The following is a 24,911-nucleotide window of genomic DNA, read 5'->3' on the forward strand; positions in this document are numbered from 1 at the left end:
GGTTTCTCAAGGTACAGGTCGCCGAGGAAGCCCTGGATGTAGACCACCGGAGGCATGGTCAGATCTGCGGTGGAGTGACGCGGGAACTCCAGCAAAAAGAATGGGCCGACCAAGAGCGCGCGATGGATGCCAGCCGATGCTGGCACGACACGTAACGAGATGTTCGGCAGTTGGCCGACCTCGGCGAGGTGCTGAAGCTGCGTATTCATGACCGAGGCGCTTCCGGCCCTGCGCCAGAGGGCGGACTCGTCAACGAACATATCCGCGGCGAGTGGGTTCCTCTCGGCAGTAAGGCGCTTTCGGCGTTTCATGCCGACCTGCAACATGCGTTCGATATCTTCGGCGGGCTTGTTAGGGAACTCTGCCCAAATCAGCGCTCGGCGGTAGTCCTCGGTTTGAAGCAGGCCCGGCAAGACAGCCGTCTGGTAGGACGTGATCCGGTTGGCGGCATCTTCCAGGCCAACGAACAGGTTGAAGTCTTTCGGGATCGTGTCATCGGTGAATGCCTGCCACCACCCCTTGGCACCCTTGGTTTCCTTGACCAGTTCGAGGACGACCTGAGTTTCCTTCTCGGTGGCGTTGTAGAGCTGACACAGGCGCTCGATGAGGACCGGGTTGAAGCGGACCGGTTGACCGGTCTCCATCTTCCAGATCGTTGATCGAGCCGAGGCGATCGCGGTAGCTGCGGCCTCTCTCGTGATATCGGCGCGCTCGCGCAGCGTCTCCAGCTGCATGCCCAGGATGCGGCGCGCGATTGTGGAATCTGTTGCCATCTCGACCTTTCGGAGTGCGTTGCAACTCGAACAAGGATGCAGCAACAACTAAAACAGCACCATATTTTTGCGAACGTTTGCGTTGAAATCGGCTCTCCGCACCGGCTTTTGGGTGTCTCCTTGATCGTGCGCCCGGCGGCGTGAGCAGGTGACGGCGATCTTCCGCTCACGTTCCCGACGCCGGTCACCTCCCAGCATGGGTGGCCGGGGCCGGGCGCACCCTACCCGCCTTCGATGGGAGTTGAGGTTCACCGATGGACGAAGGAGCGTTCGGGGACACCCCGAGGTCCCGCTGCATGTTCTATCGCAGGAATTGCGGCTTCAACGCCGTGATCGACCCGCCGGAACTCGGCCGGATCGTGATGCGTGCCGGATCGGTGTGGGCGGTGACGATGCCCAGCAGGTTGGGTCAGGCCGTGAAAGCGCACATGCAGTGCAGAGGCATCGCACTCGGACCTGTTGTCGGACATCCGCGTTCGGATCGGTGGACATTTCTGGTCCGTCCCGACATCGAGGACGACGACGTCAAGCTGTTCGCTGAGATGTTCCGCAAGGACGTGAGCATCGCGCGCGAGGGAGCAGTCATCGCATTGCCCTCCCCGAGCCCGAACGGCTCCATCCGGCAATGGATTAGCCCGGCTCGGAACGCCTTCCTTCCGTCCGGCCTCGCGGTCGTCGATGCCGTACGGGCATGGTCCGAAGTTCCGCCGCGGACTGATACGGCTCCGCGCTATGGCCGGTAACGAGATGGTGCCCGTGCTCATCGCTTTCGGGGTCGTCTCATGGCTCGCGATCTGCTTCTTCGCGAGCACGGCGATCCTCGAGTACCGCGTCAGCCGTGCCGAAAAGCACTATCCGGAGGCTGCCGCGAGCCGATCACTCCCCTCCGACGCGGATATCGAGCGTCTGTGTGACCTCACCGAACCGCGTCGCGATCCGTGGGTGCGCGCGGAACCGGTTCCGGCGTAACTCGATACCGCTCTGCGTGACGCGTGGCGGCAATACACCCATAACTCCGAAGTGCTGTCGCGGCTGCGCGCCGCCCTTTTCGTGGGAGGTGTTCGAACAAATGGTCGCCAACGGCGATGCCGAAGCCGAGTCGAGCGGGCCGTGCTACGACACGAACGTCCTCGCCCGGACCCTTTCGTGGTTGGACCACAACAACCCGCACTGGCCGATGCAGAGCTACGAGGCAGCGCGCACGGCCTACCACCACCACCAAGATTGCCCACCGATGACCTGCGCCACCTACATAGCGGCGCTGTACAGAATCAGGAAATCGGAGACCGCCGGTGACGCGCCAGCCGGTCCTTCCGAGGTACACCGTCAGGGAGTGGTCATGCAGGCAGCCCGCATCATGCGGCGTACGCACCAACCGATCGACCGCACCCGAGAGCAGGTGTCACCGCACCCGGAACAACCGGACGTGCGTCTGGCGGTGGTGATCGACGGACACCGGCTGAACTTCGCCGCCTGCCTCACATCCGCACTATGGTTCCTCCAAGAGCAGCACCAGCGCCCCTTCGTCGACTCCGTAGAGGTAGTCCCGGGCGACACCACGGGCCTACGGCGCTTGCCGAACGAGCGCCTGTACGACGGGCCGTGAACTCGGCCGGTCAGCTCCGGGGCTTCGACACGTTCGCGACAGGGCGCAACCGGGGGATGATCAGCGAGACTCGCCAGCGACGGATCGAGATACTTCACCGCCCTTGACCTGCCCGTACGGCATCGAACCGCCTGGCCTGCGCCATCCGTCGTAGGTGGGTGGCAACGGCTGATCCTCGCCGGGATTCACCGATCGAGAGGCCTTTCTTCGTGCTGCGGTTATTGCAAAGCCAAAGTGTCGCCATTGCCGAATTCAGCCACCACACGCAGTTTTCCTCCGAGCGCGCGAACGTAGGCCGCCAGTGTGCCGAGCTCGGTGTGTGACATGTCGCCGCGCTCGATATTGGACACCCGCGCCTGCGTCACACCCATCGCCTGGGCGATCTCACTCTGTGTGCGCGCCTGAGCCTTACGGACCTGCGCCAGCCGATAAGCCCGCTGCGCTCCTTCGATCTCCAGCTTTGCCTCGGCGACATGCGCCGGATCGATGAGTCCCTGCGCATGCACGTCAGTCTTCACGTCCTTCCAACTACGTGCCATCGTCCTCACTGTCCTTCGTGTCGAGCCACCGTTGATAGCGCTTTTCGGCTACCGGGATATTGTCTATGTACCACTGTTTCCACTGCCCGGCCTTGTCTCCTGCGACCAGCAGGATCGCCTGACGGTCGGGGTCGAAGGCAAACAGAATGCGTATGTGGGTCGTCAATGGCCGAAGCTCTTTTAGGTGGTGCAGTTCCGAACCCTTGATCCGGTCCGCCAGCGGGCGACCGAGCAGCGGCCCCTCGTCGGCGAGGGTGTCGATGGCAGCCTCGACCCGAGCGGCCTGCTCGGCATCGGTGCGGGCCAAGGTGACGAACCACTCCTCGACCTCGTCCGTCAGGATCACAGTCCACACGCATCGATTATAGCCTCAGCGTTATACAACGACTACGTTGTTTTTCCGATCAGCCTCCGGCCCGCTTCGAACAGCGGCAGCGTGGTGTCCAGGATGTGCGAGCTTCCTCACCCCGCTCTACTGCCAAGTCGCGGTGTCGGGGTCGATGTTGTGGGCGCGCGCGCTGGCATCGATGATTCGACGCAACCACGTGGCGAGGCCGGGGCGGATGCCGTCGTAGTGGGCGGCGAATCCCGGGTCGGTCTCGTACATCCGGCCGAGACAGACCTGCATCTGCCTGGTGAGAGGAAAGTACGAAGAAGCGAAGATTTCGCGGTGCCGCTCGACGAGTCGATTCGCTTCTGCGCTACCGGGTGTGATGCCGGCGTCCATCGCGTCCTTGAAGGCGCGGTCGAGGTCGGCGATGGCGTCGGCGATGGTCTGCCATTCCTCCGGACCGCGAGAGGCCGCGCGTTCGGCGTACTGCTGCCATTGCGTCGTGTCTCCGTAGCGCTGACGGGCTTGGGCGGGCCAGTCCGGGTTCCACCGGGGGCCGAAGATCGCGGCCTGCTGCTCGGCGGTCAGCAGCAGGCCGCGCTCGTGGGCGTCGATCATCCGGTCCAGTCCGGCGGTGAGTCGCTGGAGGCGGTCGATCCGTTGGGCGACCTGGGTGCGCTGCGCGCGCAGTGCGCCGGGCACGTCTGCGGCCGAGCCGTCCAAGATGGCCCGGATATCGTCCAGGCCGAGTCCGAGCTCCCGGTAGACGACGATGCGGTTCAGGCGTTCCAGATCACCAGCGGTGTAGAGCCGGTATCCGGCGACCGTGCGCAGCGACGGTCGCGCCAGCCCGATCTCATCCCAGTGGTGCAGCGCGCGGACTGTCACGCCCAGACGCTTCGAGACCTGACCGACGGTCAGGCCATCGGCGTCAGGGGCATCAGGCATGCTCATCATTGTCGCCACGGACGCCCGGCGGGGTGATCCCGACGGCCGCGAGGTTCCGCGCCTCCGCACTGGCCGGATCGAAAGGCTTCGCCGCGGTGAAAACGATCCGTGCGTTCTCGGGAGTGGTCACCGCCACGTCACGGGTGTTCCAGGGAGTATCCCGCGGACCGTCGACCGAGTTCGGACGCAACGCACGACATGCCTCGACAAGAGAATCGACCTGGTTGAGCACGCACGCGAAACTGAAGCTCACCGTCGGCTGCTGCTCCGGAATGCTCTCCGCAGGGACGAGCAGTACATCCTGGAAAGCCCACCTGCGCAGATGCACAACCCTGCCGGGAATACCGAACAGCTCGAAGAACCCGAGCCCACGAGTCCAGAAATCCACCGACGCCGCCAGATCGCTCGTGGGGATCGTCGCGAACGCGGGCATTCCATAGATGCCACGAAACAGCTCCGGCGCGACCGCATCCGGGCCGGGAGTGGGCACAGGGCTGATCTCGAACGCGTTGTAGTAGTCACTCATGCACCCCACCCTCCAGCCTCACGCTACGTGAGGGTCAAGTCGCATCGCGCCGCCCGAGGCCTGGCGGCGCTGCCCCTGACCCCGGATCGGCCTGGGCGACTGCGGGTGCGGATGGATGTGCAGACCGGCTACCCACATCGACTCGCGGCGCGGTTCTCTGCGCTACGAGTCGATGTGGGAGTGTTCAGCAGAAGTATGCGGGGTTCAGATGCCCGCGCTGCCGGTGGATGGTCGCGCTCTGCGCAGTTCGCAGGCCAGCCGGTCGGCGTCGGGCCGGTCCTCGCCGGAGCGGGCGCAGCCCTGCGAGGTGTAGCCCTGTCGGTCATAACCCCAACGGTCATAACCGTAATGGTCATAACCCCAACGGTCGTAGCCCCAACGGTCGTAGCCCCAGACATCGAAGCCGTCGGGGCCGTAGGGGTCCTCAGGCTCAGCAGGTTTCGGAAATGACGGCGTCGTTACGGGCGGTTCGGTCGTTACCGGCGGAACAGTGGTGACCGGCGGAGTGGTGGTCACCGGCGGCACAGTGGTCACCGGCGGAACAGTGGTCACCGGCGGAACAGTGGTCACCGGCGGCACAGTGGTCACCGGCGGCACCGTCGTCACGGGCGCGGTGGTGACGGGTGCGGTAGTAACCGGGCTTTGATCAGGGCTTGCGAATGCCGGTATGACAAGCGCGGCCGGAGCAAGCGCCACCGTCCCGGCGACTGCGGCCAGCAGGACCGACTGCCGAACGGTGCGCGGACTTCTCCTCCACTGCGACATAGTTGACCTCCAACGCGAAATGAGCGCGCTCACCGCACCCGAGTCGGCCTATCGGTCAAATGTCCAAATTTGTTACAAAGCAGTGTCTTTCGCGCCCGTCCTTATTCATGAGGCTTGTGGGCACGGAGGGTCGTACAGGTTCATGTACCTGGTGACACGATCGTGACCAGCCTCCCGAGTTGGGGTGTCGTGGGTCGCAATCCTCCTCCGCGTCCGGTGCCTTGTAACATCGCGAATCCCTCGCCTCCCGCGCTACCACGAACCCATCTTCATCACCAGGCTTCACGCCATATCTGTTTCCGCCGCCGGCAGGTTGCCACAGCCGTTCCGTGGTGCACAGCGGGATGGCTCGTAGCGTGCGGCAGGGCCGCGAGCGACCTGCCGCGTCGAATCAGCCGCCTTCACCGGCCCTGGTTGGCGACGAACGCCTGTACGGCGTCGAGGAACTCCGGGCCGCCCATGGCGTAGCCGCCGACGGTCGCACCGATCAGCGCACCCACGGGGATGCTGACGCCCCAGATCAGGATCACGCATGCCCCGAGGAGACCGCCCACGATGGCCCCGGTGACGACGCCGGGCAGGTTCTTGTTGATCTGCTCCTTGAGCCGGTCGTAGGAGCTGATGTCCTCCAGTTGCGCGATATCTTCCGCCGTCGGGGTCAGCGTCAAGGTGCGTCCGTCCGCACCGATGTGCTGGGCAGCCGCGATCGCACGGCCGTCGACCGCGAACCGTTGCGGCACTTCGGTCATCACCGCTCCGTCCCCGAACTCGAGCACCACCGCACCGTTCTGCGTGACCGCGAACTTGCCGTTCTCGACGGTGGCGGTAACCACTCCGTCGAGTGGCGAAACGGTGATCTGGTAGTCGATCCCGTGATCGACACCGGAGGCCGTGACCTCCGCGGTCGGCCGCTCGGTGACGGCCGGTTCCGCATGGGCGGTCGCCGCGGTGATGCCCAAGGCCGAGACGGCCAGGAAAACGGCAGCGGTGATCTTCTCGAACTTCATCTTCGAATCCCTCCACTCAGCTGCCCCTGATGGGCGGACCGAGTCAGACCTTAGGCGTCGAATCGAACGGTGTGTGGTACGCCACACAGTTCGAAGTATGTGCGCTCCGGTTTCCGGGCGCCGGCCGTGAACACGCCGGTGCGAGGTCGCGGCAAATACACTGCTCGCATGCGACGACCGCGCGCCATGGTGCTCGACGAGGTGTGGCGCAGGCTCGATGGGGTCGAGCCGCTGAGCGGTCCGCATGGGGGTCCGCTGCGCCGGACGGTGAAGCTCGTGCTCGACCCGTTGGTGATCCGGCCCGTGCAGCATCCGTTGTGCGCGGGGCCGATCCTGACGGCCGACGGAGCGGTGCTGCTGGAGGCACGCATTCAGGCGGCGGCCGATGTGTTGCGCGCGACGGCGGCGTGGTTCACGGTGCTCAAGCAGGTGCGGCGGACGCTGCGGATCACCGAGGGGCACCCGCAGGATCTGTACTTCCAGCGCTGTTTCGAGCTGGCGACCACCGCGGGCATGCCGGATCCGGCACGGGCTCGGGCGGTCGCGGAGGACGCGCTGCGCGAGATCCACGAGTACACCGCGGGACGCACCACTCAGGCGCTGAAGGAGTACCTCACCGACCACACCCGGGAACGGGAGCTGGCGGGGCTGCTCGAGCTGGCCTGGCGGCGGCGTCCGCTCGCCAGCCCGGCGGGCGGTGAGCACGACGCGGAGGTGGATGAGCTGCTGGAAGCCTGTGCGGCGGCACGGCTCGGCGAAGACGCCGACGGGCAGCGGACCCTGGACCGGCTGGTCGCGGCCCATGCCGGTACGCACACCGGAATCCGGCTGTGGCAGGACGCGTCCGCTCAGGAACTGGGACTGACCGCGCATCCGGTGCCGCTGCGCCCCGCGATCGGCGCTTCGGCCTCGAAATCGACCCTGGGGCGTCCATTCGATCGCACCGTCTACGAGCGGGTGTTCACCGTGTTGCAAGCGTCCACCGAACGCGCGGAGCTGCCGCCGATCCCCGAGCTGGTCGACGCCGAGATCGCCCGGAGTTGCGCGCCGTGGGCGCTGCTGGACGAGTCGCTTCGCGTGGCGGCGACGGCGGGAACCACGCTGGCGACCGGATTGGCGCCCATCGAGCACCGCCGCGAACCGTCGGCGGGCCGACCGCGTCTGCGTCTGGCCGAAACCGCGCCGGACACAACGCGATCCACGGCGCATCAGGTGGTCAACAGCCGCTGGCAGCGCGAAGCGTATGTGTTGCAGGCCCGGCGGCTGGTGGTTTCCGCCGAGCCGCCCACCGGCCCGTTGGCCGCCATCGCCGCCGAACTGATCACGCCGTGGCAGCCTTACCTGCGGCGATTGTGGGTCCGCCTGCACGGCAGGGATGTTCGGAAGTTCCCGATCCACGAACCGGACGAGCTGTGGGATCTGCTCGACGGTGTGGCGCGTTCGGTAATCCTGGACCATCGCACGCGGGTCAAGCGGGCGCTGAGTGTGCGGGTGAACGCGGGTGAGCCGGACGCGGCGGAATCGAAGGCGAGCTGATGAGCGCGACCATACGCATCCGCCGCCGCGACGACCTGTGGATCATCGCGCCGGACGACGCCCCGACCGTCGTGGACGACCGGGCCGGGGTGGACGTGCTCGTGCTCGAGGTGGCGGGCGGACACCTGACCTGGAGCCTGCTCAGCGGGCAGGTGACCCCGGCGGCGGTCCTCGACGACCTCGACCTCGCGCAGGAGTGGATCTGGGCGGTGTACGGCCCGGAGGTGTCCCTCGCCCTGGCGGAGACCGGCGGCGGAGGGGAATACCCTGCCGAGCCCGCGCTCCCGGACCTCGCCGCGCGCGCCTGGCGGCTCGGCTACGCGCGCTGGGCGGCACGCTGGTGGCCCGCCTCGATCCTGGATGGCATCGCCCCCCTGGACGAGGGCCTGCTCGAGGACGAGATAACCGCTCTGAGTGAGGAATGCGACCTGATCGTCGACGGAGCCGACGCGGCCACCGAACAGCGCACGGCAACCGTGGCGCTCGGCCGCGCGGAGGACTACGCGCTGGCCGCCGGACCGGCCGCGACCGTCGCGCCCGGCGCGCTCGTCCTGGCCAGGGGCACCGCGGGCTGGGACTGGCAGCGCTGCCCACCGGGCCTGCTCGACGCTTCCGAACGCGCCGTGTCCTGGGAAGTGGTGCGCGAGGCCGGGACCACGATCGTGCGAGTGAGCGCCGTCGCCGCCCCGCTCTCGCCCGCGGACGTGCCCGCGCACCTGCATCCCCGCGCCGGGATTCGCACGGCGACCGACGCCGCCGATGTGCCGCTGCTGCGCGAGGGCGACCTGTGGCGGGCCGAGATTACGGCCCCGGCCGGTGCGGAAGCGGGCGTGACCGTGCAGGTCTACGTTCCCGGCGTCGGCGTGGACGAACAGGAGCCGGACGCGGCGACCCGGCGAGCGCGGATTCGCGAGCTGGTCACGGCGCGGCTGCACCGCGCGGACGACGCGTCCGGCAATCCCGTCGATGCCCTCTTACTGGCGGAAATCGCGGCCGCCGCATCGGATTCGGACTTCTGACATGGCCGAGCCGACTCCCGACGACGGCCGCGAACTGCTCGCCGCGGGCGCGGCGGCGTACACCCGAGGGGACCCGGCCGAGGCCAAGCGCCTCTTCGAGGACGCCGCCGAACGAACCACCGGCGACATCCGGCTCGGCGCGATCATCAACGCCGCGAGCATGGCCGACGAACTCGGCGACCACGCCGCCTCGCTCGCCCTGTACCGCTCGGCGCTGGCCGAGATGCCTGAGCACGCACCGCGATTGCGCCCGAATGCCCTGGTCAACATGTCGCAGGCGCTCCAGCATCTCGGCGAGCTGGACGCGGCGCAGGCGGCGCTCGAGCAGGCGCGGGCCTTGCTCGCCGACAACACCGACACCGACCTGGGTGTGCTGCGCGTGGCCTGCCTGCTCTCCCTGACCGCCGTCGCTCTGCACCGGCAGAACTGGGCCTACGCCGCCGAACTGGCCACCGAATCGCTGGAAGTCGCCCGGCGTTTCGCGCCGCAGCTGGCCGGCCACCCGCTGATGAATCTCGCCGCCACCTACTTCGAGACCGGCCGCCGCGACTTGGCCGTCGATTTCGCGCGGCAGGCGCTCGCCGCGTTCGAGTCGGCGGGTGATCGCAACGCCGTCGCCGAGACCGAACAGAACCTCGCCACCATGCTCGTCCGCGTCGAGCGGTACGACGAGGCGGAGGCGCCGCTGCGCTCCAGCCAGGAGTATTTCGAGCAGGCCGGGCTCGGGCACCGAGCCGGGATCGGCCTCAAGACCATGGGTTTTCTCGCCGAGGGCCGCGGTGATCTGGCGAGCGCGCGGGAGTTCTACGAGCGCAGCCTGGCGTACTTCGTCGCGTCCGAAGCCGTGCTCGACGCCGCGGACGTGCGTATTCGCTCGGCCACCGTGGCATTCCGGTCCGGGCGGGTCGGCGAGTGCGAGGAGCTGCTCGCCACGGCGTTCGCGATCTATGCCGAGCGCGGCCTCGGCCTGCACTGCGCACAGCTCGATTTCTGGCACGCGACGCTCCTGGAAGGCGCGATCGGCGCGACCGAATCGCCGCAGGCGGAGATGCTCGCGCGTGCCGTCGGAATCGCCGTTCCCGCCGCACTGGCCATCGACGCCGTGCGCCACACCTTGCCGAACGGCACGCAGCGCGAGCAATGGAACCGGCAGATCGCCGACCCGGCGATGCGGTTGGCGTTCCGCTTCGCCTACCTTTCCGGCAGTGGCGTCCTCGTCGCCGACCTGGTCGAAACGCAGTGCGCGGGGACGACGTTGGCACTCGATCGGGCCGAGCGGGAAGCTCCCACCAGGCTTCCGCTCGAATTGCTCGATCCGCCGGAGGAATTCACCGATCATCCCGGCAGCGCCGCCCTGCAACTGGGCGCCGCCCTGGCCGAAGTCGCGGCCGGAGCAGGACTGCCGGTCGCGCCGCCGCCACGCCTGGCACTGGCCGCCGAGGGAAGGATCGCACTCGCGCCGTTCATCGCCGCCGCCGAGCAGCGCTATGGCCGGGTGATCCGCGACGATCGGGTGCTCACGGTATGACGCGACCGACGGTGCTCGTCCGGATGGCGGACGCGGGAGACATCTACGTGTCGTGGCGGTGGGTCGACGACAGCGCACCCCGCGGCGCGGCGGTGCTTCCGGAGGACGCGGCGATGCGGGCGGTCGGACTGCTGGCCGACGCGCTCCCCCGGCCCGCCGAACCCGGCGGTCTCGAGCAGGCCCTCACCACCGGCGCGTTCGCCGACTACGACCGGGAATACGCGGTGGCACAGGCGCTCTCGCGAGCACTGCTGCCCTACGGCCTGGCCGCGCAGCTCTACGAGCTGTGGCAGCGCGGCGTGCGCCCGCATATCCGGCTGCAACCCGCACCGCGGGTCGCCCAGGTGCCGTGGGAGCTCATCGCGCCGGACCGCGACGTCCGGCTGATCGATATCGCCGACGTCAGCCTGCTCGCCCCGGCGAGCGTCGTGCAGGCGCCAGGGCGGATCGCACGCGCCTGGACCGAGACCGCCGCGCATCCGATCGTCGCGGTGCTGGACCCGCGCATCCCCGGTTTCCGCGCCGATTCGACGCTCGGTTCGGTGCTGGGCCGGATGACCCCCGAAGCTCCGCTCGCGCGGCGGATGGCGCGTTACCTCACGGAGGACCGATTGCGGCCCGAGGTCGCAGGCCCGCTGGACGCTTTCCGGCGCACCGATGTCGATCGCGACTGGCTCGGCGCCGCCCTGCGCACCGGCGCGAGCCGCTTGATCTACGTCGGGCATGTCACCGCCGCCGCGCCCGAATCCGGCCGCAGCGAGGACGCCGAATTGCACCTGGCCTGCACCGCCGACGCCGTCGGCTTCGCCGAACCATCGCGCACGCACCGGCCGCTCTCGGCCAAGGACCTGCTGCTCGGCACGCACACCATCCATCCGGATCCCGTTGCCGGACCGCAGCTGTGGCCGATGCCGAGCCGGGTCGCGCTGATCGCCTGTGAGAGCGGCGGCGACCTGCGGTTCAGCGAGGCGCTCGGCTTGACCGCCGCGATGATCACCGGCGGCGCGGAACTGGTCACCGCGAGCCGGTGGCCGCTGCCCACCGATTTCGCCTTCCAACGCGTCGCGGGTGCACCAGCGCAAGCCCTGCCGCTCCAGGAGGCCATCTGCGCCATCGACGAGGCGCACGAGCAACCCGACCCGGTGACCGCCCTCGCCGCATGGCAGCGCGACCGCTCGACCGCTTGGCGCGACACCGGCCGGATCGAGCATTCCCCGGTGCTCTGGGCGGCCTTCGCTACCGTCTGCGCCTGATTCGGGCAAACCATGCCCACCGGTCTCCATATACCGGTCTACGTGCGGCGATGCCGTGAGATTCGAACGAAAACGGGTAACGCTACTCCTGCGCAAACCGACACTCAGCATCGAACGTGTGGATAAGCTTCAACGCCGTCAGCCATCACGATTCCTGATCAGGAGAAGTCGCAACACCAGTCGGATGACCGCCTCGACCGGCCTCTGAGGAGCCCATCAATGCGCTACTACGCCGTCTACGACAACGACGGGAACATCGCCACCATCCTCGGACAACCCGACGACGCACCGCCGCTGCGCCCCGCCGCCTTCCATCGGGGACAACGGCTCACCGAACTGGCCCTACCGGAGGGCGTCGTCGATCCCGCCGACCCGGACAACCTGACCGCTCTGCTCGACCTGGTCGCCGCCCATCGAGCCGATGCGACGTCTTCCCACGCCGACGCGCCTGCCCATCGCTGAGCAGCACAGTCCGCCGCGTCGTCACATCCGCGTGAGTGCGACCACGGGGATGACCCGTGACGTGCCCATTTCGTGTTCGGCGAAGAACGGATAGGTGTTCTTCAGCATCGCCCAGGTGCGCGCGCGGTCGTCACCGGTCAGCGGGGTGGCCAGCGCAGGATAGCTCTCCTGGCCCACCTCGACGGTGACGTGCGGGTCCTTCCGCAGATTGGAATACCAGTCGGGGTGCTTCGGCGCACCGACATTGGACGCGACGATCAGCAGGCGGTCACCGTCGCGGTGGTACATCAACGGGGTGGTGTACGGGGCGCCGGTCTTGCGGCCGGTGGTGGTCAGCAAGATCAGACGGTCGCGCTGCATGCCGTCGATCTCGCCGCCCGCTCGGAACGCGGCGATGGTTCGCCGATTGATTTCCTTGACGTCCACGGTTCACCTCCCTTGATTGTGGTCGACGAGCTCAGCCTTCCGTCCGGTCGCATGCCCTGTCCGGGAAACGCCGGGATCGGCCGCGTCCCCAACGCATTCAGGCGCGATGGGCGAGCAGGTGCTGGATCAGCAGCCGGGTCAGCGCCTCGGGCGCCTCCTCCGGAATCCAGTGCGAGACATCCTCGAGCATCTCGAATCGGTACGGGCCGGAAACGTATTTCCGGGTGGCCAGCGCCGCCGTGGACCCGATGGTGGCATCCTCGGTGCCCCACACGTACAGGGTGGGCACGCTCGCCGGGCCGATCGGACCCGCCGAATCCATGGCGCGATACCAATTCAGCGCCGCGGTGAGCGCGCCGGGTTGCGCCAGCCTGCGCACGTACTCCTCGACACGTTCCTCCGGGATCTTCCACTCGAAGATCCGGCGCAGTGCGGCGCAGTCGTCGGCGAGCAAGGTCCGCTCCGCGGTGCGCGGCTGTCGCAGCGTGATCAGGTGGTGGGATCGCTGCGCTTGGTCCTCGTCCTCGGCCATCGCCTGCTGGAGCGCGGCGGGATGCGGCTGCGATACCGCGCCGAACGTGCGAACCCGCTGCGGCAGCTCCGCCGCCACCGCCCACCCGACCAGCGCGCCGCAGTCGTGCCCGATCAGGTCGAAACGCTCCCAGCCCAGCGCGTCGGCGATGGCCACCACGTCGCCGACCAACTCCTCGAGCCGGTATTCGGCGGCTCGCTCCGGCCGCACACCCGGCGAATATCCGCGCTGGTCGGGTGCCACGGCGTGGCACCCGCCTCCGCCCAGCACCCCGAGCTGGAACTCCCACTCGCGCGCGCCCTGCGGAAATCCGTGCAGCAGCAGCACCTCCCGGTCGCCGGGAGAGCCGGCGGCCAGTACGTCGAAGGTTCCCGCTCCGGTGCGAATCTCGAGTTCTTCGATCACCTGCCCGACTCTAGAACCGGGTACCGACGCGGTCAGTGCTCGTCGAAGTGACCGTCGTGGACGGCGTGGCGGTGGCCGTCGTGCACGTAGTCGACGTGATCCCCGTGCTGGACGGCCTCGTGGCCGCAGTTGGGACCGTGCTGATGCGGATGATCGCCACACTCGGTGTGCCCCGACCGCTCGCATTCGTCGTAGTGCCCCTGGTGTTCGCGATGCAGATGACCATCGTGGGCGTAGTCGATGTGATCGCCGTGCTGGAACGCGGTGTGCCCGCAGTCCGGGCCGTGCACATGGTCGTGGCCGGTGTGCTGCGCGTGTGCTGTGGTCATCGAATTTCCCTCTTTCCTGGCACGGATAGCTGGAATCGTGATGACAAATACATTAGCAGGTGCGCATCAATAGAGATTGCCTTGTGTGTGCTGGCACGGCGTGCCGACTCAGAGCACCTGCGCGAGGAATCGCTGCAATCGGGGCGTCTGCGCGTCGTCGAACAAGGCGTCGGGCGTGCCGGTCTCCACGACCTGCCCCTGGTCCATGAACACCACGGTGTCGGACACGCTGCGGGCGAAGCCCATCTCGTGGGTCACCACGACCATCGACATGCCGCCGGAAGCGAGGTCGGCCATCAGGGCGAGCACGCCCTTCACCAGTTCCGGGTCCAGCGCCGAGGTGGCCTCGTCGAAGAACATGAGTTCCGGTCGCATCGCCAGCGCCCGCGCGATGGCGACGCGCTGCTGTTGCCCGCCGGACAGGTTGGCGGGGCGGGTATCGGCCTTGTCGGCGAGGCCGACGATCTCCAACTGTTCGATGGCCAGCGCCCGCGCCTGGTCCTTGGACAAGCCGCGCAGCTTGCGTGGCCCGAGCGCGACGTTCTCCGCGACGGTCTTGTGCGGGAAGAGGTTGAACTGCTGGAACACCATGCCGATGCGCTGGCGCAAGCGATCGGGGTTCTCCGTGAGCACGGACTTGCCGTCCAGCAGCACGTCGCCCTGATCCGGCTCGTAGAGCCGGTTCAGCACCCGCAGCAGGGTCGACTTGCCCGACCCGGACGGCCCGATGACGGTGGCGGTCTTACCCGCGTCCACGTGGATGTCGATCCCGCGCAGCACATGGTTGTGCCCGAGCGTCAGGTGCAGTCCGGTACCGGTGAGGGAGGCACTCATCTATCCGCGCCCTTCCGTGATCGTGGCCGCCTCGACTTGGTCGATCGGCCGGTCGGGCCTGCCGGTCCGCATCCGGCGGTCGATGTAGTTGACCAGGTGGGTGAGCGGGATGGTGAGGATCAGATAGACCAGGCCCGCGGCCACCAGCGGCGAGAGGTTCCCGGTCTGCGCGTTGAGGTCGCGACCGACGGCGAACAACTCGCGCTGAGTGGCGAGCAGGCCGAGGAAGTAGATCAGCGACGAGTCCTTGATCAGGGCGATGAACTGGTTCATCAGCGCGGGCAGCACCCGGCGCACGCCTTGCGGGATCACCACCAGCGTCATCGCTTGGCGGTAGCCGAACCCGATCGCGCGGGCCGCCTCCAGCTGCCCGGCCTCGACCGATTGGATACCGGAGCGGAAGATCTCGCCGATGTAGGCCGAGGCGAGCAACGCCAGCGCGACGGCGCCGAGCCAGTACGGGTTGTTGCCGGTGAGGTTGCGCACCACCGGGCCGACGCCGAGACCGATCAGCAGGATGATCACCACGGCGGGCAGACCACGGAAGATGTCGGTGTACACCCGGGCGGGCCAGCGCAGCCAGCGGGTCCGCGAGATCCCGGCGACCGCGAGCAGCATGCCGAGGACGGTGCCGAGCGCACCCGAGACCACCGCGAGGATCAGGGTATTGGGCAGACCCGTCTTGAACAGGTCGGGGAAGGCCTTGCGGTACAGCGACCAGTCGAAGAATGTGTCCTTCAACTGCTGCACGGTGGATTTCGGCGCGTTCTGCTGCGTCTCATTCGTTTGCTTGCCCGCGGCCAACGCGGCGAAGTCCGGCAGCTGCGGCGCGGGCGCGGCTTTGGAGCCGGGCTTCCAACCGGGGGGCAGCTGCCTGGGCACCCAGTCGGTGTAGAGCTCGGCGTAGGTGCCGTCCGCGATCACGGCGTCCAAGCCGCTGTTGAGCGCGTCGATCAGCGGCTGGTTGTTCTTGGCGACCGCGTACCCGACGAAGTTGTCCAAGCTGAAAGTGTTCTGCGAGACCGATATTCCGTCACCCGGCGCGATCGCGCCCTCCGCTTGCGCGGACGGAGCGACCCACGCGTCCACCTGGCCGGATTTCAGGTTGGCGTAGGCGGTGTTGTAGTCGGGGAACTTCACCGGGTCCAGATGCAGCTGGTTCACCACGAACTCGTCCTGCACGGTGCCCTGCACCACGGCGATCCGGGTGCTCCGGTTCAGGTCGGAAAACCCTTTGATGGCGCTGCCGTTCGGCGCCACCAGGGAGAAGTAGCCGAAGTCGTAGCCGTTGGTGAAGCCGACCAGCTGGCGGCGCGCGTCGGTGGTGGTGATGTTGGACGAGCCCACGTCGAAACGGCCGCCGGACACCTGGGCGAGCAACCCGGCGAACTCGGTGCCGGAGAACTCCACCTGGAGGCCGAGCTTGGCGCCGATCGCCTTCAGCAGTTCGTTGTCGAAGCCGGTGAACGTGCCCTGCCGGTCGACGCAGATGCTCGGCGGCGCGTCCGAGAGCGTGCCGACGCTGAGCTTGCCGGGCGTGATCAAACCGAGCTTCGAGACGTCGATGGAGTTCAGCGGCACGGTGGTCGCGGTGGTGTAGCGGTCGCTGCCCGCGGCGGCCGCCGAGGCCAGGTTGGTCGGCGCGGCGGAGGCCGCGGCCACGCCGGGCGGCGCGCAGAGATTGCGCTCCGTGGCCGCGTCGTCGGAGCCGGAACCGCACGCCGTCGCGCTGAGACCGACGGCAAGCAATAACACGGCGATCAACGCACGAGACCGCACAGCGGGCACAACAGCCATGACGGACAACCCTAGCCGCGAAAATCTGCTATTCCACAGCTACCCCAGGGTCGCAGGCATGGGAAACCGATGCCGGGGTAGCCGCCGAGATTTCGATCACGCTGATCCGAACGCCACGCGGCGACACGACAGCCGGCAGGCAATCCGTCCTCAGGCCAGGCCGCTGACCGGTTCCGGATTGACCTCGTCACGCCATCGGACGGCGGCGGCGACCGCGCCCAGATCGTAGTCCGGGCCGCTGACCCCGATGGTGAAGGTCGTCACGCCCGCGTCGACGAAGGCGGCCGCCTTCTCCAGCCCCGGCCACTGCACCGAGCGTTCGATGCGCGCCTGGTCGGTGCCGGCGGCGGCGCAATGCTCGGCGAGCACCTTGTTCTTGTGCGCGAGCACGTCCAGGTCGGCGAAGGTGTGCCACATGTCGGCGTACTGCGCGACCAGCCGCAACGTCTTCTTCTCGCCACCGCCGCCGATCAGGATCGGCAGGTCGCGGGTCGGGCGCGGATTCAGTTTCGGCAGCCGGGCGCTGATCCGGGCCAGGGTCTCCTTCAGCAGCTCCAGCCTGCTGCCCGGGGTGCCGAACTCGTAGCCGTACTCGTCGTAGTCCTTCTGGAACCAGCCCGCGCCGAGGCCGAGGATGAGCCTGCCACCGCTGATGTGATCGACGGTGCGCGCCATATCGGCCAGCAGGTCCGGATTGCGGTAGCCGCCGCCGGTGACCAGCGCGCCGATCTCCACCCGTTCGGTCTGCTCGGCGAACGCGCCCAGCATCGTCCAGCACTCGAAGTGCGCGCCGTCGGGATCGCCGGTGAGGGGATAGAAGTGGTCCCAGTTGAACACGATGTCGACACCCGCGTCCTCGCAGCGCAGCACGGCGTCGCGGATGAGACGGTACTCCGGCGCGTGCTGCGGCTGTAGCTGCACTCCGATACGAACTGGACGACTCATGGCACTCTCCTCGTCGCTCGGCCCGCCCCCGCCCGAGGCTACCGGCGCGGTCGCCGTCCCGCAGGCAGCCCACCGGTCCACGGCGCGCGCCGACACGCCCGGCGCGAGCTAGGTTGGGGACGCGATGCCGAGCGGGCGGAGGGAGGTGCCGGGTGTGACCGACGGCGACGACGATGTGGTCCGCTCGGTCGTCTCGACGATCCTGCGTGATCGTGACCGGCTGCTCGCCGAGCTGTCGGCGTCCATGCGCGCGCAGGTCGCGGCGCTCGACTCGGACACCAGGCTGCGCGGCCTGTTCGAAGCGGGCACCACCGACAACCTGATGTCGGTGCTGGACTTCGTGCAGAACGACGCCGCCGAGCACGAGGTGCACGCCCCGGCGCGGGCGCTGGTGTACGCGCGCACGCTCGCCCAGCGCGACGTCCCGCTGTCCGCCCTGATCCGCGCCTACCGGGTGGGACATGCCGGGTTTCTCGATGTCGCGATGCGCTACGCCGTGGAACTGGGCGGTCCGGACAGCGCGGCGGCCATCATCCGGATCGTCAATCGCACCGCCGTGTACATCGACCGGGTGTGCGAGCACGTCGGCGTCGCCTACGAACAGGAACGCGACCGGTGGGTGGGCAGCCGCGGCGGCCTGCGCCAGGAGTGGGTGGCCCGGGTACTGGACGGCTCGGCGGACGACATCGGCCGAGCCGAGCAAGTGCTGCGCTATCCCCTGACCGGCCACCACGTCGCGGTGAACGCCTGGACCGAGCCGCAGCTCTCGGCGCGGGCCGCGATGGACGTCCTCGATGCCGTTCGCGCGGCGCTGGTGCCGCTGTTGGGCAACCCGCGCCGGGCCTTGCTGGTGCCGACCGACGAACGCGAGATCCGGATGTGGTTCTCCGTCTCCCGCGACCTGACGATCGATGTCGACGCCATCCAGCGCGCGCTGTCGGCCTTGTCGTTGCCGGTGCGGGTGGCGATCGGGGGGTGCGGCGGCGGTGTCGAGGGATTCCGTCGCAGCCTGCGCCGAGCCGACCGGGTACGCGAACTCGTGCTGCTCGCCGGAGACGGCGCGCCCCGGGCGGTGTCGCACGAGCAGGTGGCGGCCATCGCCCTACTGAGTGGTGACATCGAGGAACTACGCCGATACGTGGCCGACTGCCTCGGTGAACTCGCCACCGACAGCCAGCGCAATCTCTGGCTGCGCGAAACGCTGCGTGTCTTCCTCGCCAATAACCGCAGTTACGCCGCGGCCGCGCAGGAGTTGGCGGTCCATCGCAACACCGTCCAGTACCGGGTGGGGCAGGCCGTCGAGCTGATCGGCCACGTCTTCGACGATCGCGACGGCACGCTGCACCTGCACCTGGCGTTGCAGGCCGCGCGCTGGCTCGGACCGGCGGTACTGCGACCGAACCCGGCGCTCTGAGCCGACCGCTCTGTGCGCAACGCACGAAAGTTGTACGAAGTTTCGGTGTCGGCGAATATGGTCCACCTCACATCCCGGTTCGTAGCATTCCCCCGAATGTGCAGCTGAGCTGAGGAGAAACCGCCATGTCAACGCTGGAAACGGTGCGCGGGACGATCGATACCGCCGATATCGGAGTGACATTGATGCACGAGCACGTCTTCGTGCTCACCGGGGACATGCAGCAGAACTATCCGGCCGAATGGGGCTCCGAGGACGAACGCATCGCCGACGCGGTGCGCAGGCTGCGAGTCGCCTACGACGCCGGTGTGCGCACGATCGTCGATCCCACGGTGGTCGGACTGGGTCGCTACATCCCGCGCATCCAGCGGATCGCCGAGCAAGTGCCGCTGAACCTGGTGGTCGCCACCGGTATCTACACCTACGGCGATCTCCCGTTCTTCTTCCACTACCGCGGGCCCGCGTTGAACGACATCGTCGGCGCGCAGGTCCCCGACCCGATGGTCGACATGTTCATCGGCGACATCCGCGACGGCATCGCGGGCACCGGCGTGAAGGCGGGCATGCTCAAGTGCGCGATCGACCGGCAAGGTCTCACCCCGGGCGTGGAGCGGGTGATGCGCGCGGTCGCCCGGGCCCATCTCGCGACCGGCGTCCCGATCACGGTGCACACCCATCCCGAGTCACGCAGCGGGCTGGACGTGAAGCGCGTGATGTGCGACGAAGAAGGCGTCGACCCCCGCCGCATCGTGCTCGGCCACAGCGGCGACACCACCGACTGCGATCACCTCGCCTACCTGGCCGACTCCGGTTTCGTCCTCGGCATGGACCGCTTCGGCATCAATCTCGACACCACCTTCGAAGCCCGCGCGGACACGCTGATCGAAATGGTGCGCCGCGGCTACACCGACCAAATGGTGCTGTCCCAGGACGCCAACTGTTATATCGACTGGATCGAGCCGGCCGCCATGGCCGCCCTGCCGCAGTGGCACTACACCCACCTGTTCGAAGACGTCTTCCCCTACGTGCTCGATCGCGGCGTCACCAAGGAGCAGATCGGCGCGATGCTGGTGGACGTTCCGCGCGCGTTCTTCGAGGCTCGCACACGCTGACATAGCTCATCGCCGACCGGCCCGATAGGATCGCCGCACCCTTACTCGGATCGTCCGGCACGTTCCTGCCGGGATGGGATGTGAATTCGTCATGGCCACGGTAACCTTCGACAACGCGACGCGGCTCTACCCCGGGTCCACCACACCAGCGGTGGATCGGCTGAATCTGGAGATCGAGGACGGTGAGTTCTTGGTCCTGGTGGGCCCCTCCGGCTGCGGTAAGTCGACCTCGCTGCGCATGCTCGCCGGGCTGGAGGACGTCGACGGCGGCCGCATCCTGATCGGCGACAACGACGTGACGCACGCCGAGCCGAAGGAACGCGATATCGCCATGGTGTTCCAGAACTACGCGCTCTACCCGCACATGACCGTTGCCGAGAACATGGGCTTCGCGCTGAAACTGGCCAAGGTCGCCAAGGCGGAGAAGCAGAAGCGGGTGCTGGAGGCGGCCAAGCTGCTGGACCTGGAGCCCTTCCTGGATCGCAAGCCGAAAGCGCTGTCCGGCGGCCAGCGCCAGCGGGTCGCGATGGGCCGCGCGATCGTGCGCCAGCCGCAGGTTTTCCTGATGGACGAGCCGCTGTCCAACCTGGACGCGAAGCTGCGGGTGCAGACCCGCACCCAGATCGCGCAGTTGCAGCGCAGGCTCGCCACCACCACGGTGTACGTCACGCACGACCAGGTCGAGGCGATGACCATGGGCGACCGGGTCGCCGTGCTGAAGGACGGCCTGCTGCAACAGTGCGCCACGCCGCGCGACCTCTACCGCGATCCGGCCAACGTGTTCGTCGCGGGATTCATGGGCTCACCGGCCATGAACCTGTTCACGCTTCCGGTCGCCGACGGCCGGGTCCAATTGGGCGGGCACACGCTCGCGTTGCCGCGCTCGGTGGCGGACCCCGCCGGGGCCACCGTGACCGTCGGCATCCGGCCGGAGCACTTCGAGCTGGGCGACGGCTCCGGCATCGAGATGGAAGTGGACGTGGTGGAGGAGCTCGGCTCCGACGCCTACATCTACGGCCGCACCAGCGCCGAGGGCGCGACCGACGGCGCCGGGGAAACCATTGTGGCGCGCGCGGATTGGCGCAACCCGCCCGCGAAGGGCACCCGCCTGCGGCTGGCCACCGATGCCGAGCACATCTACTTCTTCGACATCGACGGGCGCAGGCTCAACTGAGCACTGCGTCCAGGGGGTCCGACTGAGCACTGCGTCCAGGGGTCCGACTGAGCACTGCGTCCAGGGGTCCGACTGAGCACTGCGCCCGGGGGTCCGACTGAGCACTGCGCCCGGGGGTCCGACTGAGCGCTGCGTCCAGGGGTCCGACTGAGCGCTGCGTCCAGGGGTCCGACTGAGCGCTGCGTCCAGGGGGTCCGCTCGCCCAGCCGGACGAGCGGACCGGCAGCAGCCCCGCGTCAGCTGGGCAGCGATCCAGGCCAGCCCCGGAACACGGTCGCCCGGAGCGAGCCCGGCGCGGTCAGTCCGCCGCGTCCGATCGACGGCGTTCGCGCCGCCGCCGTGCGTATTCGTCGTTGAGCCGCACGCCCAGTTCCTCGAGTTCGATCTCGCGGCCGGATTCGCTGCGCACCTGCACCCGCACCGGGTCGCCGGTGGCCTCCTCGACCAACAGCAGCGGGGCCGGTCCCGGTTGTAAGTAGGCGTCCCCCCACTGCATGAGCGCCAGCACGGCGGGCAGCAGATCCCGGCCCATCCGGGTGAGCACGTATTCGTGCCGGGTGCGCTTGCCTTCCTCTCGATACGGCCGTTTCGCCAGCAAGCCCGCCTCGGTGAGTTTGCGCAACTGGGCGGCGGCCGCCGCGTCGGTGATGCCGACCCGGCTGGCGAACCCGTCGAACCGCCGCGTCCCGTAGTACGCCTCGCGCAGGATGAGCACCGCCGAGCGGGTGCCGATGAGGTCCATCGCCTTCGCGATCGAGCATTCGTCGGCCTTCCACGCGCTGAGATCGGCCAACGGTCCTTCCATCACTGCTGCCATGACGAACATCATACCGAAGCTGACTTGCTTCAACTATTGCCAGAGGTACTCTGACTATGTGTTAATAGAGCCAGGCATGGCGGCCCGGCTCTCGGTCCGGAAGGAAGCACCATGAGAGACGCGGTGATTGTCGAAGCGGTACGCACCCCGATCGGCAAAGGCAAGCCGAACGGCGCACTGCACAATGTCAACGCGGTGGACCTGCTGGCCCACAGCCTGCGCGAGGTGGTGGACCGCAGCGGCATCGATCCCGCACTCGTCGACGACGTGATCGGCGGCGTCGTCACCCAGTTCGGCGAGCAGGGCGCGAACATGACCAGGCGCGCCGCGCTGGCCGCCGGATATCCCGAATCCGTCCCCGCGACCACTGTCGACCGGCAGTGCGGCAGCAGCCAGCAGGCGATCCACTTCGCCGCGCAAGGCGTGATCGCGGGTGCCTACGACATCGTGGTCGCCGCGGGCGTGGAGTCGATGGGACGAATCCCCATGGGCGCCAATCTGGTCGGTTCGGACGATATCTCCGGCGCCGGCTTCGCCGAGCGCTACCCCGACGGCCTGGTGTCGCAGGGCATCAGCGCCGAGCTGATCGCGGCGAAGTGGGGACTCACCCGCACGCAGCTGGACGAGTTCGCGCTCGCCAGTCACGACAAGGCCGCGCTCGCCACGAAGAACGGCCTGTTCGCCCGGGAACTGGCGCCGATCAACGGGCTCACCACCGACGAGGGCATCCGGGTCGGCAGCACGTTGGAGACGCTGGGCGCACTCCGGCCCGCCTACTACGACCCGGCCATGGCCGCCCGCTTCCCGCAGATCGGCTGGGCAATCACGGCGGCGTCCGCGAGCCAGGTCAGCGACGGCAGCGCGGCGGTGCTCATCATGACCAGCGAGCGCGCGAAAGAACTCGGGTTGAAACCGCTCGCCCGGCTGCACAGCTTCGCGGTGGCCGGTGACGACCCGCTGCTGATGCTCACCGCGGTGATCCCGGCGACCCGGAAAGTGTTGCAGCGCGCCGGTTTGCGGCTGTCGGACATCGATCTGGTCGAGATCAACGAGGCGTTCTCGCCGGTGGTGCTGGCCTGGGCGCACGACACCGGCGCGGACCTGGCGAAGGTCAACGTCAACGGCGGCGCGATCGCCATCGGCCACCCGCTCGGCGCGTCCGGCGCGCGCCTGATGACCACGCTGGTGCACGCCATGCAGGACCGCGGCGCCCGCTTCGGCCTGCAAACCATGTGTGAGGCGGGCGGTTTGGCCAACGCCACCATCGTCGAAAGGTTGTGATCAGCCGCGCCCCCGGCGGTGCGTGTTCGTCGCGCGAACACGCACCCCGGTGGCGGGCGTTCGGCCGCGGCCGATCAGTACGAAACGAGTACTGCCGCGATCAGGAAACCGACCAACCAGGATTCGAGAATCAGCGGGATCGCGATGAGCGGGGTCCACGCGATCGGCCTGCCGTCGCGCACTCTCTCCAGCGCCGAGAACACCGCCGCGAGCACCGATGCCACGATGCCGGTCCAGGCGATAACTTGCGCCCACGGGAGATACCCCGCTCCACTCCCGGCGTCGCCGTCGCGCGCGAGCACATCGTAGAGCGGGACGAAAGACGCCATCAGCCAGCCGAATCCGAGCACGATCACCGAACCCAGCGCCACGCGCAGCGCATCGGTCGTTCGCCGCCGGAAATGCCACGCCATGCCTTCAGCATGACCGGCGCACCGCCACCCGGCATCTCGGCGGTTCAGTTTCCCGGGTAGACCCGGGACGCCAGGGCGAGGCCGCCGCCGAACGAGGCGACGATCAGCACGATCGCAAGCACCGGCCAGTACCACATGTACCAGCGCTTCACCGCGGCCAGAATGAGCATCCCGGTCACGCCGACGATCGCGAACGCGGTGCCGCCCCAGGACACCACGAAGGCCCAGCCAGGACGTAGTTCAGCAGATCCAGACTCGATGTGAGAGATTGCAATTCGGATGGAACCGAACGACTACCCGGTACGTCCAACTATTCGAAACCATCCTGTGGGGGGATGAGAGGGCAGAGAAGTTGACGCACAATCCATCCGCCACAACCACCTTCACCGTGGTGCCTGAACACGTCTCCGATACCGGGCGCTATGTGCAGCAGACCGCACAAGCACTGATCAGCGGATTGCATTCGGCCGGCGCCGAAGTCGACGGACTCATGTCGAGCTGGCGCGGCGCGGCGGCTACCGCCTACGCGGTCGCCTGGGACGAGACACACACCGCCGCACTCGGTGTGTTCGAAGCACTGGCCGACATGGCCGACTTACTGGGCGTGGTGGTGGATCGCAGTGCGGCCGCCGACACCGCCGCCGCCGACCGATACAGCTCATTGAGCCTGCCGCCGATCTGACAACCGACCCAAATCCACTGAAGGCAAAGACTTTTGACCGATTACCGAGTAGACCTGGCCCACCTGGAAGCCGTGACCGCCCGCATGGAGGGGCTGAACGGGTTCGTCGAGGACTCGTTGCGCGAGATCGATGAGCGTGTAGCGGCCGTCCAGGGCAATTGGAGCGGCGAGGCGGCCGACGCACACGCGACGGCTCACGCAGAGTGGACCGCTGCCGCCGCGAAAATTCGTGACGGGCTGGCAAAGATGAAAGCCGCTGCCGCGTCCGCACGTAAGGAATACGAAGATGCCGTAGCGGCCAACCTCGCCATACTCGGCCGGGGTGGCAGCGGTGGCGTCGGGGCCGCGCAGTGACCGTGCTCGACGTGTCGGTGCCGGTCTACTACGACACCGCACAAATGCTCGCCGATGTCGCGTCGCGATTCTGGATGTCGATTGACGGCGAGTGGCCGAATAT

Annotated in this window: 30 protein-coding genes; 14 read left to right on the top strand and 16 right to left on the bottom strand. The window is 67.9% G+C overall.

Going from position 1 to position 24,911, the window contains the following annotated elements; genetic code table 11:
- Window positions 1-773 (bottom strand): helix-turn-helix transcriptional regulator (locus ABZ803_RS11045; RefSeq protein ID WP_357035295.1); only part of this gene is annotated, 773 nt, incomplete at its 3' end.
- Window positions 774-1,027: 254 nt separating this feature from the next.
- Between ABZ803_RS11045 and ABZ803_RS11050 the strand changes: the two genes are divergently transcribed.
- From ABZ803_RS11050 to ABZ803_RS11060, 3 genes are all read left to right on the top strand, one after another.
- The gene (locus tag ABZ803_RS11050) at window positions 1,028-1,516 is read left to right on the top strand and encodes a DNA-directed RNA polymerase subunit beta (RefSeq protein WP_357035298.1); all 489 of its coding nucleotides are present in this window, start codon (window positions 1,028-1,030) and stop codon (window positions 1,514-1,516) included.
- Complete coding sequence (locus tag ABZ803_RS11055) at window positions 1,506-1,742, top strand: hypothetical protein (protein ID WP_357035301.1); 237 nt, start codon at window positions 1,506-1,508, stop codon at window positions 1,740-1,742. The genes ABZ803_RS11050 and ABZ803_RS11055 overlap by 11 nt, the downstream gene beginning before the upstream one ends.
- 100 nt (window positions 1,743-1,842) lie before the next feature.
- Window positions 1,843-2,379 carry a hypothetical protein gene (locus ABZ803_RS11060; RefSeq protein WP_357035304.1) on the top strand — a complete coding sequence of 179 codons (537 nt, stop codon included), beginning with the start codon at window positions 1,843-1,845 and terminating at the stop codon, window positions 2,377-2,379.
- Window positions 2,380-2,597: 218 nt separating this feature from the next.
- Here the strand turns inward: ABZ803_RS11060 and ABZ803_RS11065 are convergent, their stop codons facing one another.
- From ABZ803_RS11065 to ABZ803_RS11090, 6 genes are all read right to left on the bottom strand, one after another.
- The gene (locus ABZ803_RS11065; protein ID WP_357035307.1) at window positions 2,598-2,918 is read right to left on the bottom strand and encodes an XRE family transcriptional regulator; all 321 of its coding nucleotides are present in this window, start codon (window positions 2,916-2,918) and stop codon (window positions 2,598-2,600) included.
- Window positions 2,908-3,225 carry a type II toxin-antitoxin system RelE/ParE family toxin gene (locus tag ABZ803_RS11070; protein WP_357035456.1) on the bottom strand — a complete coding sequence of 106 codons (318 nt, stop codon included), beginning with the start codon at window positions 3,223-3,225 and terminating at the stop codon, window positions 2,908-2,910. Before ABZ803_RS11070 ends, ABZ803_RS11065 begins: the two co-directional genes overlap by 11 nt.
- A 165-nt stretch (window positions 3,226-3,390) precedes the next feature.
- On the bottom strand, window positions 3,391-4,197 hold the full coding sequence (locus ABZ803_RS11075) for a MerR family transcriptional regulator (protein ID WP_357035310.1): 807 nt from the start codon (window positions 4,195-4,197) through the stop codon (window positions 3,391-3,393).
- Window positions 4,190-4,723, bottom strand: coding sequence for a VOC family protein (locus tag ABZ803_RS11080; protein WP_357035313.1), 534 nt, complete (start codon window positions 4,721-4,723; stop codon window positions 4,190-4,192). The genes ABZ803_RS11075 and ABZ803_RS11080 overlap by 8 nt, the downstream gene beginning before the upstream one ends.
- A gap of 204 nt (window positions 4,724-4,927) precedes the next feature.
- A complete protein-coding gene (locus tag ABZ803_RS11085; RefSeq protein WP_357035316.1) occupies window positions 4,928-5,311 on the bottom strand; it encodes a hypothetical protein in 384 nt (127 codons plus the stop codon).
- 578 nt (window positions 5,312-5,889) lie between these two features.
- Window positions 5,890-6,495 carry a hypothetical protein gene (locus ABZ803_RS11090; RefSeq protein ID WP_357035319.1) on the bottom strand — a complete coding sequence of 202 codons (606 nt, stop codon included), beginning with the start codon at window positions 6,493-6,495 and terminating at the stop codon, window positions 5,890-5,892.
- Window positions 6,496-6,681: 186 nt separating this feature from the next.
- Between ABZ803_RS11090 and ABZ803_RS11095 the strand changes: the two genes are divergently transcribed.
- From ABZ803_RS11095 to ABZ803_RS11115, 5 genes are all read left to right on the top strand, one after another.
- The gene (locus tag ABZ803_RS11095; RefSeq protein ID WP_357035459.1) at window positions 6,682-8,031 is read left to right on the top strand and encodes a hypothetical protein; all 1,350 of its coding nucleotides are present in this window, start codon (window positions 6,682-6,684) and stop codon (window positions 8,029-8,031) included.
- Complete coding sequence (locus ABZ803_RS11100) at window positions 8,031-9,050, top strand: hypothetical protein (RefSeq protein ID WP_357035322.1); 1,020 nt, start codon at window positions 8,031-8,033, stop codon at window positions 9,048-9,050. Before ABZ803_RS11095 ends, ABZ803_RS11100 begins: the two co-directional genes overlap by 1 nt.
- Before the next feature lies 1 nt (window position 9,051).
- On the top strand, window positions 9,052-10,578 hold the full coding sequence (locus tag ABZ803_RS11105; protein ID WP_357035325.1) for a tetratricopeptide repeat protein: 1,527 nt from the start codon (window positions 9,052-9,054) through the stop codon (window positions 10,576-10,578).
- A complete protein-coding gene (locus tag ABZ803_RS11110) occupies window positions 10,575-11,831 on the top strand; it encodes a CHAT domain-containing protein (protein WP_357035328.1) in 1,257 nt (418 codons plus the stop codon). The genes ABZ803_RS11105 and ABZ803_RS11110 overlap by 4 nt, the downstream gene beginning before the upstream one ends.
- Window positions 11,832-12,050: 219 nt before the next feature.
- The gene (locus ABZ803_RS11115) at window positions 12,051-12,293 is read left to right on the top strand and encodes a hypothetical protein (protein WP_357035331.1); all 243 of its coding nucleotides are present in this window, start codon (window positions 12,051-12,053) and stop codon (window positions 12,291-12,293) included.
- Between the two features lie 21 nt (window positions 12,294-12,314).
- On the opposite strand, the gene ABZ803_RS11120 is transcribed toward ABZ803_RS11115, so the two are convergent.
- From ABZ803_RS11120 to ABZ803_RS11145, 6 genes are all read right to left on the bottom strand, one after another.
- A complete protein-coding gene (locus ABZ803_RS11120) occupies window positions 12,315-12,719 on the bottom strand; it encodes a nitroreductase family deazaflavin-dependent oxidoreductase (protein WP_357035334.1) in 405 nt (134 codons plus the stop codon).
- Window positions 12,720-12,816: 97 nt separating this feature from the next.
- Entirely contained in the window at window positions 12,817-13,656 is an 840-nt protein-coding gene (locus tag ABZ803_RS11125; protein WP_357035336.1) for an alpha/beta hydrolase, read from the bottom strand.
- A 32-nt stretch (window positions 13,657-13,688) separates the two neighbouring features.
- Window positions 13,689-13,985: a hypothetical protein gene (locus tag ABZ803_RS11130; RefSeq protein ID WP_040871160.1), complete on the bottom strand. Its 297-nt coding sequence runs from the start codon at window positions 13,983-13,985 to the stop codon at window positions 13,689-13,691.
- Window positions 13,986-14,093: 108 nt separating this feature from the next.
- Window positions 14,094-14,819, bottom strand: a complete 726-nt coding sequence (locus tag ABZ803_RS11135) for an amino acid ABC transporter ATP-binding protein (protein ID WP_062975790.1) — start codon at window positions 14,817-14,819, stop codon at window positions 14,094-14,096.
- Entirely contained in the window at window positions 14,820-16,616 is a 1,797-nt protein-coding gene (locus tag ABZ803_RS11140; protein WP_357035341.1) for an ABC transporter substrate-binding protein/permease, read from the bottom strand. It lies immediately after the preceding gene.
- 150 nt (window positions 16,617-16,766) lie between these two features.
- Window positions 16,767-17,561, bottom strand: coding sequence for an LLM class F420-dependent oxidoreductase (locus ABZ803_RS11145; RefSeq protein ID WP_357035344.1), 795 nt, complete (start codon window positions 17,559-17,561; stop codon window positions 16,767-16,769).
- A gap of 154 nt (window positions 17,562-17,715) precedes the next feature.
- Between ABZ803_RS11145 and ABZ803_RS11150 the strand changes: the two genes are divergently transcribed.
- The 3 genes from ABZ803_RS11150 (at window position 17,716) to ugpC (ending at window position 21,261) form a co-directional block, all read left to right on the top strand.
- Window positions 17,716-18,975 carry a helix-turn-helix domain-containing protein gene (locus ABZ803_RS11150; protein WP_357035347.1) on the top strand — a complete coding sequence of 420 codons (1,260 nt, stop codon included), beginning with the start codon at window positions 17,716-17,718 and terminating at the stop codon, window positions 18,973-18,975.
- 125 nt (window positions 18,976-19,100) lie between these two features.
- Window positions 19,101-20,087: a phosphotriesterase-related protein gene (locus ABZ803_RS11155; protein ID WP_357035350.1), complete on the top strand. Its 987-nt coding sequence runs from the start codon at window positions 19,101-19,103 to the stop codon at window positions 20,085-20,087.
- 91 nt (window positions 20,088-20,178) lie between these two features.
- Window positions 20,179-21,261: a sn-glycerol-3-phosphate ABC transporter ATP-binding protein UgpC gene (ugpC, locus tag ABZ803_RS11160; protein WP_357035353.1), complete on the top strand. Its 1,083-nt coding sequence runs from the start codon at window positions 20,179-20,181 to the stop codon at window positions 21,259-21,261.
- Window positions 21,262-21,559: 298 nt separating this feature from the next.
- Here the strand turns inward: ugpC and ABZ803_RS11165 are convergent, their stop codons facing one another.
- Entirely contained in the window at window positions 21,560-22,078 is a 519-nt protein-coding gene (locus ABZ803_RS11165) for a helix-turn-helix domain-containing protein (RefSeq protein WP_357035356.1), read from the bottom strand.
- Window positions 22,079-22,189: 111 nt separating this feature from the next.
- Between ABZ803_RS11165 and ABZ803_RS11170 the strand changes: the two genes are divergently transcribed.
- Window positions 22,190-23,359, top strand: a complete 1,170-nt coding sequence (locus tag ABZ803_RS11170; RefSeq protein ID WP_357035358.1) for an acetyl-CoA C-acyltransferase — start codon at window positions 22,190-22,192, stop codon at window positions 23,357-23,359.
- Window positions 23,360-23,433: 74 nt separating this feature from the next.
- On the opposite strand, the gene ABZ803_RS11175 is transcribed toward ABZ803_RS11170, so the two are convergent.
- Together ABZ803_RS11175 and ABZ803_RS11180 are read right to left on the bottom strand one after the other, a co-directional pair.
- Window positions 23,434-23,772 (bottom strand): hypothetical protein, encoded by a 339-nt coding sequence (locus ABZ803_RS11175; RefSeq protein WP_357035361.1) that lies wholly within the window; start codon window positions 23,770-23,772, stop codon window positions 23,434-23,436.
- A 44-nt stretch (window positions 23,773-23,816) separates the two neighbouring features.
- A complete protein-coding gene (locus tag ABZ803_RS11180; protein ID WP_357035364.1) occupies window positions 23,817-23,990 on the bottom strand; it encodes a hypothetical protein in 174 nt (57 codons plus the stop codon).
- Between the two features lie 173 nt (window positions 23,991-24,163).
- Between ABZ803_RS11180 and ABZ803_RS11185 the strand changes: the two genes are divergently transcribed.
- Both ABZ803_RS11185 and ABZ803_RS11190 read left to right on the top strand, forming a co-directional pair.
- Window positions 24,164-24,454: a WXG100 family type VII secretion target gene (locus ABZ803_RS11185; protein WP_357035366.1), complete on the top strand. Its 291-nt coding sequence runs from the start codon at window positions 24,164-24,166 to the stop codon at window positions 24,452-24,454.
- Window positions 24,455-24,487: 33 nt separating this feature from the next.
- Window positions 24,488-24,808 carry a WXG100 family type VII secretion target gene (locus ABZ803_RS11190; protein WP_357035369.1) on the top strand — a complete coding sequence of 107 codons (321 nt, stop codon included), beginning with the start codon at window positions 24,488-24,490 and terminating at the stop codon, window positions 24,806-24,808.
- Window positions 24,809-24,911 lie beyond the last annotated feature (103 nt).

The sequence above is a fragment of the Nocardia sp. NPDC047648 genome (genome assembly GCF_040642815.1).
GTDB classification, from domain to species: domain Bacteria; phylum Actinomycetota; class Actinomycetes; order Mycobacteriales; family Mycobacteriaceae; genus Nocardia; species Nocardia gamkensis.